At 37.1% G+C, this 14,752-nt stretch carries 11 protein-coding genes; 4 read left to right on the forward strand and 7 right to left on the reverse strand.

What is annotated here, in order from left to right; all coding sequences use genetic code 11:
• Nucleotides 1-12: 12 nt before the first annotated feature.
• The 3 genes from RNZ47_RS04215 to uvrC form a co-directional block, all read right to left on the reverse strand.
• On the reverse strand, nt 13-2,250 hold the full coding sequence (locus tag RNZ47_RS04215; RefSeq protein ID WP_311936871.1) for a patatin-like phospholipase family protein: 2,238 nt from the start codon (nt 2,248-2,250) through the stop codon (nt 13-15).
• 158 nt (nt 2,251-2,408) lie between these two features.
• Nucleotides 2,409-2,978, reverse strand: a complete 570-nt coding sequence (locus RNZ47_RS04220) for a hypothetical protein (RefSeq protein ID WP_311936875.1) — start codon at nt 2,976-2,978, stop codon at nt 2,409-2,411.
• Complete coding sequence (gene uvrC / locus RNZ47_RS04225) at nt 2,968-4,761, reverse strand: excinuclease ABC subunit UvrC (RefSeq protein ID WP_311936878.1); 1,794 nt, start codon at nt 4,759-4,761, stop codon at nt 2,968-2,970. Before uvrC ends, RNZ47_RS04220 begins: the two co-directional genes overlap by 11 nt.
• A 323-nt stretch (nt 4,762-5,084) precedes the next feature.
• On the opposite strand from uvrC, the gene RNZ47_RS04230 reads away from it, so the two are divergent.
• Genes RNZ47_RS04230 through RNZ47_RS04245 form a run of 4 tightly spaced genes read left to right on the forward strand, consistent with a single transcriptional unit; the run spans nt 5,085 to nt 7,979 of the window.
• Nucleotides 5,085-5,507: an ATP-dependent zinc protease family protein gene (locus RNZ47_RS04230; RefSeq protein ID WP_311936881.1), complete on the forward strand. Its 423-nt coding sequence runs from the start codon at nt 5,085-5,087 to the stop codon at nt 5,505-5,507.
• Nucleotide 5,508: 1 nt separating this feature from the next.
• Nucleotides 5,509-6,384, forward strand: a complete 876-nt coding sequence (rimK, locus tag RNZ47_RS04235) for a 30S ribosomal protein S6--L-glutamate ligase (RefSeq protein WP_311936884.1) — start codon at nt 5,509-5,511, stop codon at nt 6,382-6,384.
• A gap of 27 nt (nt 6,385-6,411) precedes the next feature.
• The gene (locus RNZ47_RS04240; RefSeq protein ID WP_311936887.1) at nt 6,412-7,383 is read left to right on the forward strand and encodes a succinylglutamate desuccinylase/aspartoacylase family protein; all 972 of its coding nucleotides are present in this window, start codon (nt 6,412-6,414) and stop codon (nt 7,381-7,383) included.
• A gap of 32 nt (nt 7,384-7,415) precedes the next feature.
• Nucleotides 7,416-7,979 carry a 5-formyltetrahydrofolate cyclo-ligase gene (locus tag RNZ47_RS04245; RefSeq protein WP_311936890.1) on the forward strand — a complete coding sequence of 188 codons (564 nt, stop codon included), beginning with the start codon at nt 7,416-7,418 and terminating at the stop codon, nt 7,977-7,979.
• Here the strand turns inward: RNZ47_RS04245 and RNZ47_RS04250 are convergent.
• The 4 genes from RNZ47_RS04250 to ileS form a co-directional block, all read right to left on the reverse strand.
• Nucleotides 7,976-9,862: a hypothetical protein gene (locus tag RNZ47_RS04250; RefSeq protein ID WP_311936893.1), complete on the reverse strand. Its 1,887-nt coding sequence runs from the start codon at nt 9,860-9,862 to the stop codon at nt 7,976-7,978. The two genes, RNZ47_RS04245 and RNZ47_RS04250, sit on opposite strands and share 4 nt — an antisense overlap.
• Nucleotides 9,863-9,940: 78 nt before the next feature.
• A complete protein-coding gene (locus tag RNZ47_RS04255) occupies nt 9,941-10,567 on the reverse strand; it encodes a lipoprotein signal peptidase (RefSeq protein ID WP_311936896.1) in 627 nt (208 codons plus the stop codon).
• A gap of 76 nt (nt 10,568-10,643) precedes the next feature.
• Nucleotides 10,644-11,024, reverse strand: a complete 381-nt coding sequence (locus tag RNZ47_RS04260) for a TraR/DksA family transcriptional regulator (RefSeq protein WP_311936899.1) — start codon at nt 11,022-11,024, stop codon at nt 10,644-10,646.
• A 4-nt stretch (nt 11,025-11,028) separates the two neighbouring features.
• On the reverse strand, nt 11,029-14,682 hold the full coding sequence (ileS, locus tag RNZ47_RS04265) for an isoleucine--tRNA ligase (RefSeq protein ID WP_311936901.1): 3,654 nt from the start codon (nt 14,680-14,682) through the stop codon (nt 11,029-11,031).
• Between the last annotated feature and the right edge of the window lie 70 nt (nt 14,683-14,752).

Genomic DNA, 14,752 nt, shown 5'->3' on the forward strand with positions numbered 1-14,752 from the left:
AACAATCACTTACTAAAACCAAAACCCTACGTTAAAAAACCAAACGCTTTGTTTGGCTTCGGGCGAATAGCTAAATTTTGCTTGAATGGGCCCGATTAAAGTATCGAGAGCATAGCCCAACGCATAGCCGCGATAGTCGGGTAGTGTAAACCATTCGCCGGTATCGAAAATATCGTCATCAACATTAGCCCAATTGCCTTCCAAAGTAATATGCTGGTTTTTAAATATTTCGTAATCGGCGGTTAAATGAGCCTTCACGTAGCTATTGCCCGTTAAAGCCACAAAATCGTAACCTACAAACGGAATAAAATTATTAACCAAATTATTGCCGTAACCACCAAGGGCAAAATTTAAGGATTGTGTAGATTTATCGCCTATTTTAAAACCGCCGCTTGTTTTTAAATTAATCGCTAATTTATCCGATACACTAAAGGCGTAACCCATATCTGCTTTGGCCATTGAGAAATCTTCAAACTCGCCGTTAAAACTTGAAGCTAATAAATACATGTGTAAGTCGCCATTAAAATGCACACCGCGCTTGGGGAAGTATTTATGGTCGTAAGTGTCCAGTTTTAAGGTGCCAAAAGCGCTAAAATAATCGGTGTTTTCAAACACAAATTCGCTATTATTGGTGAGAACTGTTTCGGATTTTATCTCCAAACGTTTATGCTCTGCGCCAACACTAAAGGCGAAATCTTTTTTTATTAGGGTTTGCAAATAAAATTGATTGGTTTGATCTTGAAAATCGATATCTATTTTATTTAATCCCGTTGTTGCAATTTCATTGTCATCAAAAAACAATTGGGCGTTTACGTTTTTATGAAATTGATTAAAGCGAGACCGTACACCAATACTCCAATAAAATCCTTTATCGATTAAATACTCGAAATTATAGCGCACGTTGTCTCCAAAAACCAAATCTAAAGATGCGATATCGTTATCAAAAAGAAACCTTTTTTTGGTCACGTTTACTAGCGCTGCGCTTTTGTATAAATCGTCATAATGCAGCCCTAATTTTAAAAAGGTGGTAATGTTGGTTTCGTTAACGGTTGCCGTTAAATCGTACCCATCGCTATATTGAGATTTGTTGAATTGGTATTGAAACGCATCAAAGTTGTTGGTTGCCACCAGGTTGTTAACGCCTTTATAAAATTCTTTAAAAGCTATTTTTTCATTTAATCTCAGCCTCAGTTTACCTAAAACATAAGCCCGTGTATATTTATCGTTTCCGTTTAGTGTTACCGAATTAATTTTTATAGAATCTTGGGTGTGTAAATTCACTTTAAACTTCGGTTTGTTTTCATCGTATTTCGATAAATCCTTCAAAGCATGGATTTTGCCATAAGCTGCCGTTATGCCCCGTTTTATAATTTTTTCGCCTTCGCTAAAAGATACCACGGTAAAATCCGTAATATCGGGTTTTATGTAAATATCGGTTTTTTTGGCCTTTATTCTCATGTCTTTTATGGTCCTAAAGTTGTTGATTTGCAACAATACTTCGGGTGCCGAGGTAAGCTCTTCTCTATTGGCCAATCCGTCTTGTACATCAACACCAATGATAATATCCATGCCTTTTGCCTTGAGTTCGTCAATAGGATAATTGTTTGCAACGCCACCATCAATAAGCACTTGATTGTTGATAATTACAGGCTGAAATAACGACGGAAACGCGCCACTTGCCATTATAGATTGGGTTAAATTGCCGCGATCCAACATCACCGATTCGCCGGTTTCCACATTGGTGCCAATACAGAAAAACGGAATGGGCAGCTTGCTGAAATCTTCAATTTCGCTTACGTGCAATGTTAATTTAGACAGTAAACTGTAAGTGTTTTGACCTCTTGAAAGTGCCGACGGCAATTTAATTTTCAACTTATTAAACGGCAGCGTTATGGCGTATCTTTCGGAGTTATTGCGCTCGTAAAAGGCTTTGGACGACCTTGGTAAATCGTCGCTTATAATTTTATCGAAATCTACCTTTTTAAAGATGGAATCCAATTGGTTTCCAGAATACCCCGATGCGTACAACGCCCCAATAATAGCGCCCATACTTGTGCCGGCAACATAATCTATTTTAACGCCCAAACTATCAATAACCTTAAGCACGCCAATATGCGCCAACCCTTTTGCGCCACCGCCACTTAATACCAAACCGACTTTTACATCGTGTTTTTGGGTGGCACGAGCTTGCGCTTTCGCGGAAAGTGACGCGATTAGAAATAGGGCAAATATGATTGTTTTATTGTTCAAGTTGTTAATTGTCTTTTTCTTATTTCTGCTACGCTACCGCTCGTTTATAACGAGTGGCGGTTTGATTTTTTTTGTAAGTACTCGTTACAAACGAGCGCTAGCTTTGGGCACTCGCTACAAATGAGCGCTAGCTTTTTAGAGGTTTGTTATCGTTCTTTTTATTTCAGTTTCTTATATTCATCTCTGTACTTCCAAGTTCTTCCATCTAAAAAAACGAATAATAATGCTGCACCAGATCTATGGTTAGAAGCATCAAAAATTAAATTTTCGTTCGTTGATAGTGTTATTCGAGTTCTTTTTATATCGATTGCCCCAAATAGATATGGTATCAACAAAAATCCTGTGTTTTTATTTTTCAGATAGAAATATCCATCTTTTTTAAACTTTCCTTTTAAAGTTCTTTCTCTAAAAACCTTATCATTTTCCAGATAACTAATTTTAATACTTTTATGGTTGAGGCATTTTAATTCAAAATGATACCTTTTTAATGTGTCTAATTTTAATGTGTCTTTTAAAAGCTTTCGATCTATTTCTCTTAGGAAATTATTATGCTCCCATCGTTTCTTTTTAATACTATCAAAATTAATATTTGTTGCTTCATATTTTCCATTTAATTTATCGAGACTGCTCTCAGTTAAAAAACCTGGATTAGTAACATCTTTTTGAAATGTAGCACAACTCTGGACTAATAAAACTAGAATTATTATTTTTAAAATTTTACTTCCCATGATAATAATTATAAATCTTTTCCGCACGCGACACACCAACCACAGCTTCCAACTCGTCCAATTTGGCATTGGCAACGCGTTTAGCCGATTTAAAATGCCTTAATAGCTCGACAACCGTTTTTTCGCCAATGCCAGCAATGGTTTCAAGCTCTGTATTTAACGCGGTTTTACTGCGTTTATTTCTATGATGCTCGATACCAAAACGATGCGCTTCGTTGCGCAATTGCTGTATAATTTTTAGGGTTTCGCTTTTTTTATCTAAATATAAGGGAATTGGATCGTCTGGATAGAATAATTCTTCCAAACGTTTAGCAATACCGATAATCGCTATTTTTCCTCTTAAATTTAAAGCATCCAAACTTTTTAATGACGAAGAGAGTTGCCCTTTTCCGCCATCAATAATAATAAGCTGTGGCAAGGGTTGGTTTTCGTCCAATAAGCGTTTGTACCGCCGATACACCACTTCTTCCATCGATGCAAAATCGTCTGGCCCTTCAACGGTTTTTATATTAAAATGCCGGTAATCTTTTTTACTTGGCTTTCCGTTTTTAAATACCACACAGGCCGCCACCGGATGTGTGCCTTGAATGTTGCTATTATCGAAACACTCAATGTGCCGTGGTTCTTCAGAAAGCCTTAAATCGGCTTTCATTTGTGCCATAATACGGTTTACGTGCCTATCGGGATCTACAATTTTATCTTGTTTAAAACGCTCCATTCTAAAATACTTGGCGTTGCGCAACGATAAGTCTAAAATATGTTTTTTATCGCCCAATTTTGGCACGGTAACTTTAACAGCGTCGCCTAAATTTACTTTAAAGGGCACATAGATTTCTTTTGATTTTGAATGGAAACGTTGCCGTATTTCGGTAATGGCCAATTCTAAAAGCTGTTGGTCGGTTTCGTCTAATTTCTTTTTAATTTCCAAGGTGTGCGACCGGATAATGGAGCCATAAGACAGTTGCAGAAAATTGATATAACCATAACTCTCGTCGCTCATTATGGAAAACACATCAACATTGCTAATTTTAGGATTTACAATGGTGGATTTTGCTTGGTAATTTTCCAGAACCTCTATTTTTTCCTTTATTTTTTGAGCGTCTTCAAATTGCATTTTTTTAGCAAATTGTTTCATTTGCACTCGAAATTGCTGTAACGAATCTTTAAAATTTCCTTTTAAAATTTCCCGAATGGCTTTTATGTTTTCGTTGTATTCGGCCTCGGTTTCCAAACCTTCGCAAGCGCCTTTGCAGTTCCCCAAATGGTATTCTAGACAGACTTTATATTTGCCGGCTTGTATTTTTTCTTCGGATAAATGATAGTTGCACGTGCGTAAATTATAGAGGCCTTTTATTAAATCCAACAGTGTTGAAACGGTTTTCATGCTGGTGTAGGGACCAAAATATTCGCCACCATCTTTAAAAACGCGTCGGGTTGAAAACACTCTGGGAAAACGCTCTTTTTTTATGCAAATCCACGGGTACGATTTGTCGTCTTTCAGCAGCACATTGTAGCGTGGTTTGTGTTTTTTAATCAGGTTGTTTTCGAGCAATAAAGCATCGGTTTCGGTATCGACCACAATGTGTTTTATGTTGGCTATTTTTTTTACCAGTACTCGGGTTTTGCCATTGTCGTGTGTTTTGGTAAAATAGGAACTGACCCTTTTTTTTAGGTTTTTGGCCTTTCCTACGTAAATAATGGTGCCATCGGCATCAAAATATTGATACACACCGGGAGCATTTGGTAAGGTTTTTAATTGTATGTCTAGTGTAGGTTTACTCATTTTCCCAAAGGTAATTATTTTAATTTTTTAGGACTGAAAATACAATTATATAAATGTGTTAAACTTTTAATGTAAAATGGTTTTTTGGAATAACTAATTTACTACCTTGCGCCACTTTTTAAAAAACTTAAACAACAAAAGACGGTTGAAAGTTGATTGAAGTTATTGTGATGACAAACAAGGTTTTAACTTGCGATTGAGCACTGAAAACCGCGGGCTAACCCGCGTTAGGGATTGCAGAGGAAAGCCCACAGCGAGGCACGAGCGCGGACTTGAAACGGAAAGCCCGACCTTTAGGTAACGCCCAAATTATAAATAAAAAAATGACCAAAAAAGTTATAGGACGTATTGATATTGTGGATTTCCCGAAACTGGGCTTGCACAATATTGATGTAAAAATTGATACCGGTGCTTACACATCGGCGATACATTGCTCTGAGATTATTGAAGAGGGCGAACGCTTGCGATGTATTTTTAACAGCGAGGTGCACAAAAACTTTGGTAAAACCGAAATTGTGTTTAATGAGTTTTGGCGCACCAACGTAAAAAGTAGTAATGGTTTTAAGGAAAATAGGTATAAAATAAAGTCGGAAGTTATATTTTTTGGAAAGTCTTATAAGATTAACTTAACTTTAAGCACGCGCGAGGATATGAAATTTCCGGTGCTTATTGGGAGACAGTTTTTAAAACGAAAATTTTTAGTGGATGTGGATGTTGAAAATGTGTCCTTTAATTTAAAAAAGTAGAATGAATATAGTAATACTCTCTAGAAATGCGCATTTATACTCGACCCAACGTTTGGTTGAAGAAGGTGAAAAGCGCGGGCATAAAGTTGAAGTGATTGACCCTTTGAAATGCGATATTATAATAGAACGCGAAAAACCCACCATATATTATAAGGACAGATATTTGGATTATGTGGATGCGATAATACCAAGAATTGGAGCTTCGGTTACCTTTTATGGGTGCGCTGTGGTGCGACAATTTGAGGAAATGGGCGTGTTTACCATTGTAACCTCTGATGCCATACAGCGCTCTAGGGATAAACTGCGAAGTTTACAACGCTTAAGTAAAGCGGGAATTGGTATGCCAAAAACCGTTTTTACCAATTACTCGCGCGATGTGGAAGAAGTTATAGAACACGTTGGCGGTACGCCCGTAATTATAAAGTTACTGGAAGGCACACAGGGTTTGGGTGTGGTTTTGGCCGAAACCAAAAATGCGGCCGAATCGGTTTTGGAAGCCTTTAATGGCTTGCAGGCCCGTGTTATTGTTCAGGAATTTATAAAAGAGGCCAAAGGTGCCGATATAAGGGTTTTGTTGGTTGACGGACAAGTGGTTGGCGCGATGAAACGCCAAGGAAAGGAAGGCGAGTTTAGGTCTAATTTACACCGTGGCGGATCGGCAAATATTATAAAACTGGACCACGACGAACTTAAATTGGCCATGAATGCCTCTAAGGCTTTAAAGCTTCCGGTTTGCGGTGTTGATATGTTGCAATCGGCACGTGGGCCATTGCTTTTAGAAGTGAATTCGACACCCGGATTAGAAGGAATTGAAGGCGCTACCGGACGGAATATTGCCAAAGCTATTATTACTTTTATTGAACGAAACAGACGCTAATTTCATTTAATAAATGATATTTGTAATATGAGTACCGAAACCAATATACTTACCATTTTAGGCAAACCCATTAAACCGGGAGAGCGCAAAGAAGTGAATTTTGTGGTTGCCAATTTGCACACCTCATCGCCTGTAAATGTGCCCATTATTATTGAGCGCTCAAAAAAGCCGGGGCCAACGGTTTTATTTACTGCTGGCATACATGGCGACGAAGTAAATGGCGTTGAAATTGTAAGGCAGTTAATTGCCAAAGGCATTAACAAACCAAAGTCCGGAACCATTATTTGCATGCCCATCATCAATATTTTTGGGTTTATAAATTTAAAACGGGAATTCCCCGATGGCCGTGATTTAAACCGAGTGTTTCCGGGGTCTAAAAACGGGTCGTTGGCAAGTCGTGTGGCCCACAAACTAATAACGGAAATTGTACCGCATGTAGATTATGTTATGGACTTTCATACAGGTGGTTCGGGACGTTTTAATGCCCCGCAATTGCGTATCGCAAAGGCCAATAAACAGCTTAATGGATTGGCAAAGGTTTTTGGTGCACCCTTTGTGCTTTACTCAAAAAATCTAAATAAATCGTTTAGAAATACCTGTTATAAACTGGGTAAGCCTTTGTTGCTTTTTGAAGGCGGAAAGTCTTTTTATATTGATGATATTGTAACCAATTCCGGTGTTAACGGTGCCAAAAGGGTGTTGCATCATTTGGGCATGTTAAGCTCAAAATTTAAGGTGTCTACACCAAAAAAAGATTGTGTTTTTATTGAGGAAAGCAAATGGATTCGGGCTAAATTTTCAGGCATGTTCAAAGCGTCCGTTAAAATAAATGCGAAAGTAGAAAAAGGTGATTTGTTAGGTAATATAACCGACCCTTACGGCAAGATGAATTATTTTGTAAAAGCTGACCATACGGGGTATATTATTAATGTAAACCAATCGCCGGTTGTGTACCAAGGCGATGCACTTTTTCATATTACCACAAAATTGAAACGTTAAAACAGCCAGCTCTCAATTCAAATTAATCAAGTATGGACAAACCAGCATTACGTAAAAAGTATAAAGCGCTTCGCGAAGATTTATCGCTTAAACAGATAGACGATTTTAGTATGGCTATTGCCAACCAAACTTTAAGTTTGCCTATTTGGGAACACACTTTCTACCATATATTTTTATCGATTAAAGAGCTGAAAGAGATTAACACCGATTATATTTTAAACATTCTTTCGGGGAAAGACAAAAACATTGTCATCTCTAAATGTAAATTTAAAGACACGTCTTTAATCAATTATTTATTGACCGACAATACGGTAATTAAGAAAAGCGCTTGGGGTATCCCCGAACCTGTTGATGGCATAGAAATTGACGATAAAAAAATAGATGTGGTTTTTGTACCGCTTTTGGCATTTGATAAACAAGGCAATCGGGTAGGCTACGGCAAAGGATTTTACGATAATTTTTTGGCCAACTGCAAACCGGAAACCATTAAAATTGGTTTGTCCCTTTTTAGTGTTGAAGAGAACATTGAAGGGATTTACCAAGGCGATATTAAACTGGATTACTGCGTTACGCCAGATACTATTTACACGTTTTAGTCATTGCAATTCTCGCAATAGGTATTTCTTAAATATTCATTGTCTAATAACTGGAAGGTTACACCGCCATTTTCAACAGCATTGAACAACTTGCAAAAACGCGTTTTATTCATATTTATCGCATTAAGCATTATGGTTCGGTAATTGGGGTCGTTTGTTAAGCTTTCGTCAATTAAGGTTAGGTTTAAATAATAGAATAGTAAATCTTCATCAATATCAATGGTTCTGGCTTTTCTTTCCAATAACTTAACAGCCAAATTAGAGTTACCATAAATGCTGAAAAACTGAGCTAAACTCAAATAATCGTAATCGGACAACGGAAACTTTTTATATCTTTTATTTACATAATCAACCGATTTGTCTTTGTTGTCAAAATCCCTGTTTTTCATTAATTTTTCGGCTATAACAATATGGAAATTTACCATCATTCTTGAAATTAGCGACCTGTGTATGCCGTGTTTTTTCAAGGCATTTATGTTTTTAACCAATTCAGATTCATCAATATCAATAGCCTTGTGCCGCCATAGTATTATTTCAATTGCAGCGATGTTGTACTTTATCTCTTTATCGTTAGGCGCTAGTTTTTCAAGATCGAGCAATTCGTTGTAAACAACTAATGCCTGTCTTTCATTTAACATATATTTATAGGCTGCATTTTTATTAATCAATTTAGCGTATTTAGCCTGTTTTGGGATATCCATTTTCTGTAAAATGGCCGGAGTGGTTTCATTTGATTTAATCTTTTCGAAAATTGAATTTTGAATTGTTTTTGCTTTATCAATTTTATTTTCGGTAATGGCCCGATTAAATTCCGTTAACAGCGTATTGGCAGACTTGCCAATGTTTTTTTCTTTCTTTTCAAGCTCTAATTCAACAACGGCCTTTCGGTGGTTCTTTAAAAGATATTCCATTTCCCTCGATACGGTTCCTGCTATTTTTTTCCTTACGTCGTTTTTAGTCAGCGTCTTTAAATTCTCATATGGGGTTCTGTCAATATCATTAAAAAATTCCACCCAGTTTTCCGAAGCAGAAACAACGGTTTTAATGGTGGGTTTTTGAAAGGTTTGCAATGCGGCAACGATGCTATTTGCACGTTGTTCTTGTAATTCGACATTTCGTTTCGAAATCCCTTCTATGGAAGAGTAAGCCTTGATATTTAAAGACTTAATATCGAAATCTGTTATTCTTAACGAATCGTAAATGGGTTTTATATCGGCTTGGGAATAACTTGCTTTATTTTTTTTGAAGGGAATTACAAATTTTAAAGTTTTATTTCTAATTGCATAGCCTTCTTTAGCTGATGCCCTTATTTGTTTGGTACCGTAGGTTAAAAAATCCAAGTACATACCCATATCTAGTAAATCCCACGAATAGTAATCCAAATCGTAAGTTACATAATACCGACACAGGTTTTTATTGCCCAAAAACAGGATATTGTATTCTAAATCGTGTTTAAGGAGTTTTTTAGGAATTTTACCAACCTTTACCCTAAATATGTTTTCTGTGTTAATTGTTAAGCCCCCTTTTAATGCTTCGGCATAAACGGGCTCAAGCAAAAGCCCTTTGATTTGGTAATTGTCTATAGACTGAACCTGACAAGCGTATCTGTCTTTCGACACAACATCTACTGCAAGGCCATCGCCGGCATTTTTAAATACCGAATTAAACCAGTTTTTATCGTTTATTTCAAAATAAAGATCGTCGTTTTCTCTTTTAATCGAATACCTGACCTCTTTGGGTTTTTGACGAAACGAATGAATACAGGCCTTACATTCCTGATCCCTATCATTGGCATTAAAAATAATATCGAAGGTGTTTTGAGAGAAAGCTGCTTGTGAAACAAATAATAAGCATGGTATTAATAGCAAATACTTAATTTTCATTAATTGAGGGTTTGGTAGAAAATTTAAATATAGCAAATCCGTTTGAGGTAGAAAAATACTTACTTGAAAAAAACAGGATTAAACTTCCTTTTTCTGAAACGCCTTTTTATTAAACACAATAAGCATTATAAAACCTGTGCTTATGGCCATATCGGCGATGTTAAAAACTGGCTCGAAAAACGTGAAATAATCGCCGCCCCAAAAAGGCATCCATTCTGGTAAGTAGCCTTTCCAAATGGGGAAGTACAGCATATCGACTACTTTACCGTGTAAAAAAGAATCGTAACCACCTGCTTCGGGTAAAAAGGTAGCGACTTGACCGTAGCTGTCGTCAAACAAAACACCATAAAAAACCGAATCGATAATGTTGCCCATGGCGCCTGCGAAAATGAGAGCAATGGCTAATATCAACACTTTGGGGCTTTGTTTTTTTATTACGTCGTACAGCCAATATCCTATGCCAAAAATGGCAACAATCCTAAACAGGGTTAAGGCTACTTTGGCTGTTCTATCGTCCATAAACGATGCAAAATCACTTATTTTTGTGCCCCAGGCCATTCCATCGTTTTCAATAAAATAAATTTTAAACCAGCTAAAAACTTCAATATGGTCTTGAAGTGCAAAATGGGTTTTTATATAAATTTTACTAACCTGGTCGATGAGCAAAATAATTAGTATCAGTAGAATGGATTTTTTTAGCGACATGAGGTTTTTAATAAAAAAACGTCTCAATCCCGATAGTTGTCGGGAGAGACGTTTTAAATTATGTTTTTTAACTTAATTATTGTTGCATGTTTTTAGCCTCAATGCTTAATGTGGCGTGTGGCACTAACTTTAAGCGCTCTTTGTTAATTAGTTTTTTGGTAACACGACAAACACCATAGGTTTTGTTTTCAATGCGTATTAATGCATTTCTTAAATCGCGGATAAATTTTTCTTGACGAATGGCTAATTGCGAGTTCGATTCTTTACTCATTACATTACTGCCTTCATCAAAAGCTTTAAATTGCGGCGATGTATCCTCGGTACCGTTGTTGTGGTCGTTCATGTAAGCACTTTTAATAAGCTCTAAATCGTGCTTAGCTTTTTCTATTTTTTCTAAAATTAGCGTTTTGAATTCGGCTAAATCTTTGTCTGAATATCTTACTGTGTCTGTACTCATGATCTTAATGTTTTTGAATAAATAATTTGGTATTTACATCATCAAAGGCAATTTCTATACCATTATCTAATCGGTCCATAATTTCTAATTTCTCGGTTAAGGTTTCTGTTTTGATATATTCTATATTATGTTTTACAGCGTTTTCAATATTAACATCTTTTTGAAGCGTTACATCTATGCGATCGGTGACTTCAAAGCCAGAATCTTTACGTAAATTTTGTATACGGTTTATCAACTCTCTGGCGACTCCTTCTCTTTTTAAATCTTCGGTTAGCGTTACATCCAAAGCTACTGTTAATGCGCCTTCGTTTGCAACCAACCACCCTTCAATATCTTGCGAGATAATTTCTACATCTGCCCGTTCTAAAGTAATCAATTTTCCGTTAACTGCAACATCTAAATTACCATTTTGTTCCATTTTGTTAATATCTTCTGCAGTAAACTTAATTACGGCGTTGGCAATGGCTTTCATGTCTTTTCCAAAACGAGGTCCTAAGGTTTTAAAATTAGGTTTTATTTGCTTAACCAATATCTCTGAAGCATCGTCTAAAAGCTCAATTTCCTTAACGTTTACTTCGTGTTTTATTAATTCTGAAACGGCTAAGATTTCTTGTTTTTGTTGTGCGCTAACAACAGGAATCATTATTTTTTGAAGAGGCTGGCGCACTTTAATCTTCTCCTTGGCTCTTAACGATAATACCAATGAAGATATTGTTTGGGCAGCTTCCATTTTGCGCTCTAAGCTTTTATCTACAAAATTTGAGTCAAATTTTGGGAATTCAGCCAAATGCACGCTTTCAAATGATTCTTTTTTAGTCACCGCATTCAAATCCAGATACAACCTATCCATAAAAAACGGAGCAATAGGCGCACCTAATTTTGCAATGGTTTCCATGCAGGTATAAAGCGTTTGGTAGGCTGAAATTTTATCTTGTCGGTAATCGCCTTTCCAAAAACGTCTTCGGCTTAAACGCACAAACCAATTGCTTACATAATCTTGCGTAAAGTTAGATATGGCCCTTGCTGCTTTAGTGGGCTCGTAATCGGCATAAAACGCATCCACTTTTTGGATAAGGGTATGCAATTCGGATAAAATCCAACGGTCTATTTCCGGGCGTTCAGCTAAAGGAATGTCGGTTTCAGAATAGGTGAAATTATCCAAATTTGTATACAATTGAAAGAATGAATACGTATTGTAAAGCGTTCCGAAAAACTTGCGCTTTACTTCTTCAATACCTTCTAAATCGAATTTTAAATTATCCCATGGATTGGCGTTACTAATCATATACCAACGCGTCGCATCGGCACCGTAATTTCCTAAAGTTTCAAACGGGTCGATGGCATTCCCTAAACGTTTGGACATTTTTTGTCCGTTCTTATCCAATACCAATCCGTTGGATACCACGTTTTTGTATGCCACAGAATCGAAAACCATTGTCGCTATGGCGTGTAACGTATAAAACCATCCACGGGTTTGATCGACACCTTCGGCTATAAAATCGGCGGGGAATGTAGTTCCTTTATCAATTAAACCGTTATTTTCAAAGGGGTAGTGCCACTGTGCATAAGGCATGCTTCCGGAGTCGAACCACACATCGATTAAATCGTTTTCGCGGAACATTTTTTGACCACTTTTAGAAACCAATACAATGTCATCAACAATATTTTTGTGCAAATCGATTTTTGCGTAGTTGTTTTCGGAATTATTTCCAACTTCGAAACTTTGGAAGATATCGGCCTCCATGATGCCTGCCTGTACGGCACGTTCCATTTCGGCTTTCAACTCTTCAACCGAACCGATACAGATTTCTTCTTTGCCATCTTCTGTCCTCCAAATAGGAAGCGGAATACCCCAATAACGCGATCGCGATAAATTCCAATCGTTGGCATTGGCCAGCCAATTTCCAAAACGCCCTTCGCCCGTACTTTTGGGTTTCCAGTTGATGGTTTCGTTAAGCTCGTACATACGATCTTTAACATCGGTTACCTTTATAAACCAAGAATCTAACGGATAGTATAAAATGGGTTTATCGGTACGCCAGCAGTTGGGGTAACTGTGTTTGTATTTTTCAACCTTAAAGGCTTTGTTTTCTGTTTTTAACTGAATGGCCAACTCCACATCTACCGAACGCTCTGGAGCTTCACCATCATTATAATATTCGTTTTTCACATATTTACCGGCATATTCGCCCATTTCTGGACGGAAACGGCCTTGTAAATCCACCAATGGTACTAAGTTGCCATTTTCATCTTTTACCAACATAGGTGGTACTTCTGGTGTGGCTTGTTTGGCAACCAAAGCATCATCGGCTCCAAAAGTTGGTGCGGTATGTACTATTCCGGTACCATCTTCAGTGGTTACGAAATCGCCAGCAATAACTCTAAAGGCATTTTCAGGATTGTCGTTTGGCAATGCAAACGGTAAAAGTTGTTCGTAAGTGATACCTACTAAATCTTTTCCTTTGCATTCGGCAATTACTTTAAAAGGGAATTTTCTATTTACTTTTTGAATATTAGAATTATTTATTGAAACTATATGACTTTCATTAAATTTATACCCTAATTCATTTAAAACATTTAACTTCTCTAAATCGGACAACTTTTTTTTGTTAACAAAAACTTGCCAAATATTGTCCCAATCTGATTTAGTTATTTTGCTTCCGATAATTAGTGAAAGCCTTTCTTCTGCATCTAACCCCTTTTCATTTATATTATTAACTAAATGGCTAAAATCGATTTCATTTTGAACTTCAAAATAATTTCCTGAAAATTGTTTGCTAACCAAATTTTTAGCTAACACAACCTTAACAGGTTTTTGAGTATATTGATTAAAAGTTTCAACCAACACATAATCAATTTTTGAACCAACGGTTAATGCCGTATTACTTGGCAAGGTCCACGGTGTGGTGGTCCAAGCTAGGAAAAAGGCCTCCCCCGACCCCTCCGAAGGAGGGGAGAACCCAAACGCTTTAGCAATTGAGTTTCCAATTCCCCCTTTGGGGGTTAGGGGGCTTTTAAATTGAGCAACAACCGTAGTATCGGTAACATCTTGATAGGTTCCGGGTTGATTTAACTCATGCGAGCTTAATCCTGTTCCGGCTTTTGGTGAATAGGGCTGAATGGTATAGCCTTTATAAAGCAACGATTTGTTGTAAATCTGTTTTAACAACCACCAAACCGACTCCATGTATTTTGGTTCGTAGGTAATGTAGGGGTCGTCCATATCTACCCAATAGCCCATTTTTTCGGTTAGGTCGTTCCACACATCGGTGTAACGCATTACCGCTTTACGGCAAGCTGCATTGTAATCTTCAACCGAAATGGTTTTGCCAATATCTTCTTTTGTGATTCCCAGTTCTTTTTCAACACCCAATTCAATAGGTAAACCGTGTGTATCCCAACCTGCTTTACGCTTTACTTGGTAACCCTTCATGGTTTTGTAACGCGGAAAAATATCTTTAATAGCGCGCGCTAAAACGTGATGCACTCCCGGTAAACCGTTTGCCGATGGCGGCCCTTCGTAAAACACATACGGTTTGTTGCCTTCTCTGGTGGTTACACTTTTTTCGAAGATGTTATTTTCTTGCCAATATTGTAGTATCTCGTTAGCTACATTTGGTAAGTCAAGTCCTTTATATTCAGGAAATTTAGCGCTCATTTACTATGGATTCTTATAAGGATGCGAATTTAAGGAATTATATATAATTTTTATTATAAAAAAAAGCCAA

Origin of the sequence: Hwangdonia seohaensis, from assembly GCF_031932625.1 — a bacterium.
In the GTDB taxonomy this organism is placed as follows: domain Bacteria; phylum Bacteroidota; class Bacteroidia; order Flavobacteriales; family Flavobacteriaceae; genus Hwangdonia; species Hwangdonia seohaensis.

What these genes read in the sequence shown, in the direction of transcription:
- RNZ47_RS04220 (WP_311936875.1), bottom strand. Translation starts at nt 2,978, where the DNA reads ATGGGAAGTAAAATTTTAAAAATAATAATTCTAGTTTTATTAGTCCAG.
- uvrC (WP_311936878.1), bottom strand. Translation starts at nt 4,761, where the DNA reads ATGAGTAAACCTACACTAGACATACAATTAAAAACCTTACCAAATGCT.
- RNZ47_RS04230 (WP_311936881.1), top strand. Translation starts at nt 5,085, where the DNA reads ATGACCAAAAAAGTTATAGGACGTATTGATATTGTGGATTTCCCGAAA.
- rimK (WP_311936884.1), top strand. Translation starts at nt 5,509, where the DNA reads ATGAATATAGTAATACTCTCTAGAAATGCGCATTTATACTCGACCCAA.
- RNZ47_RS04240 (WP_311936887.1), top strand. Translation starts at nt 6,412, where the DNA reads ATGAGTACCGAAACCAATATACTTACCATTTTAGGCAAACCCATTAAA.
- RNZ47_RS04245 (WP_311936890.1), top strand. Translation starts at nt 7,416, where the DNA reads ATGGACAAACCAGCATTACGTAAAAAGTATAAAGCGCTTCGCGAAGAT.
- RNZ47_RS04250 (WP_311936893.1), bottom strand. Translation starts at nt 9,862, where the DNA reads ATGAAAATTAAGTATTTGCTATTAATACCATGCTTATTATTTGTTTCA.
- RNZ47_RS04255 (WP_311936896.1), bottom strand. Translation starts at nt 10,567, where the DNA reads ATGTCGCTAAAAAAATCCATTCTACTGATACTAATTATTTTGCTCATC.
- RNZ47_RS04260 (WP_311936899.1), bottom strand. Translation starts at nt 11,024, where the DNA reads ATGAGTACAGACACAGTAAGATATTCAGACAAAGATTTAGCCGAATTC.
- ileS (WP_311936901.1), bottom strand. Translation starts at nt 14,682, where the DNA reads ATGAGCGCTAAATTTCCTGAATATAAAGGACTTGACTTACCAAATGTA.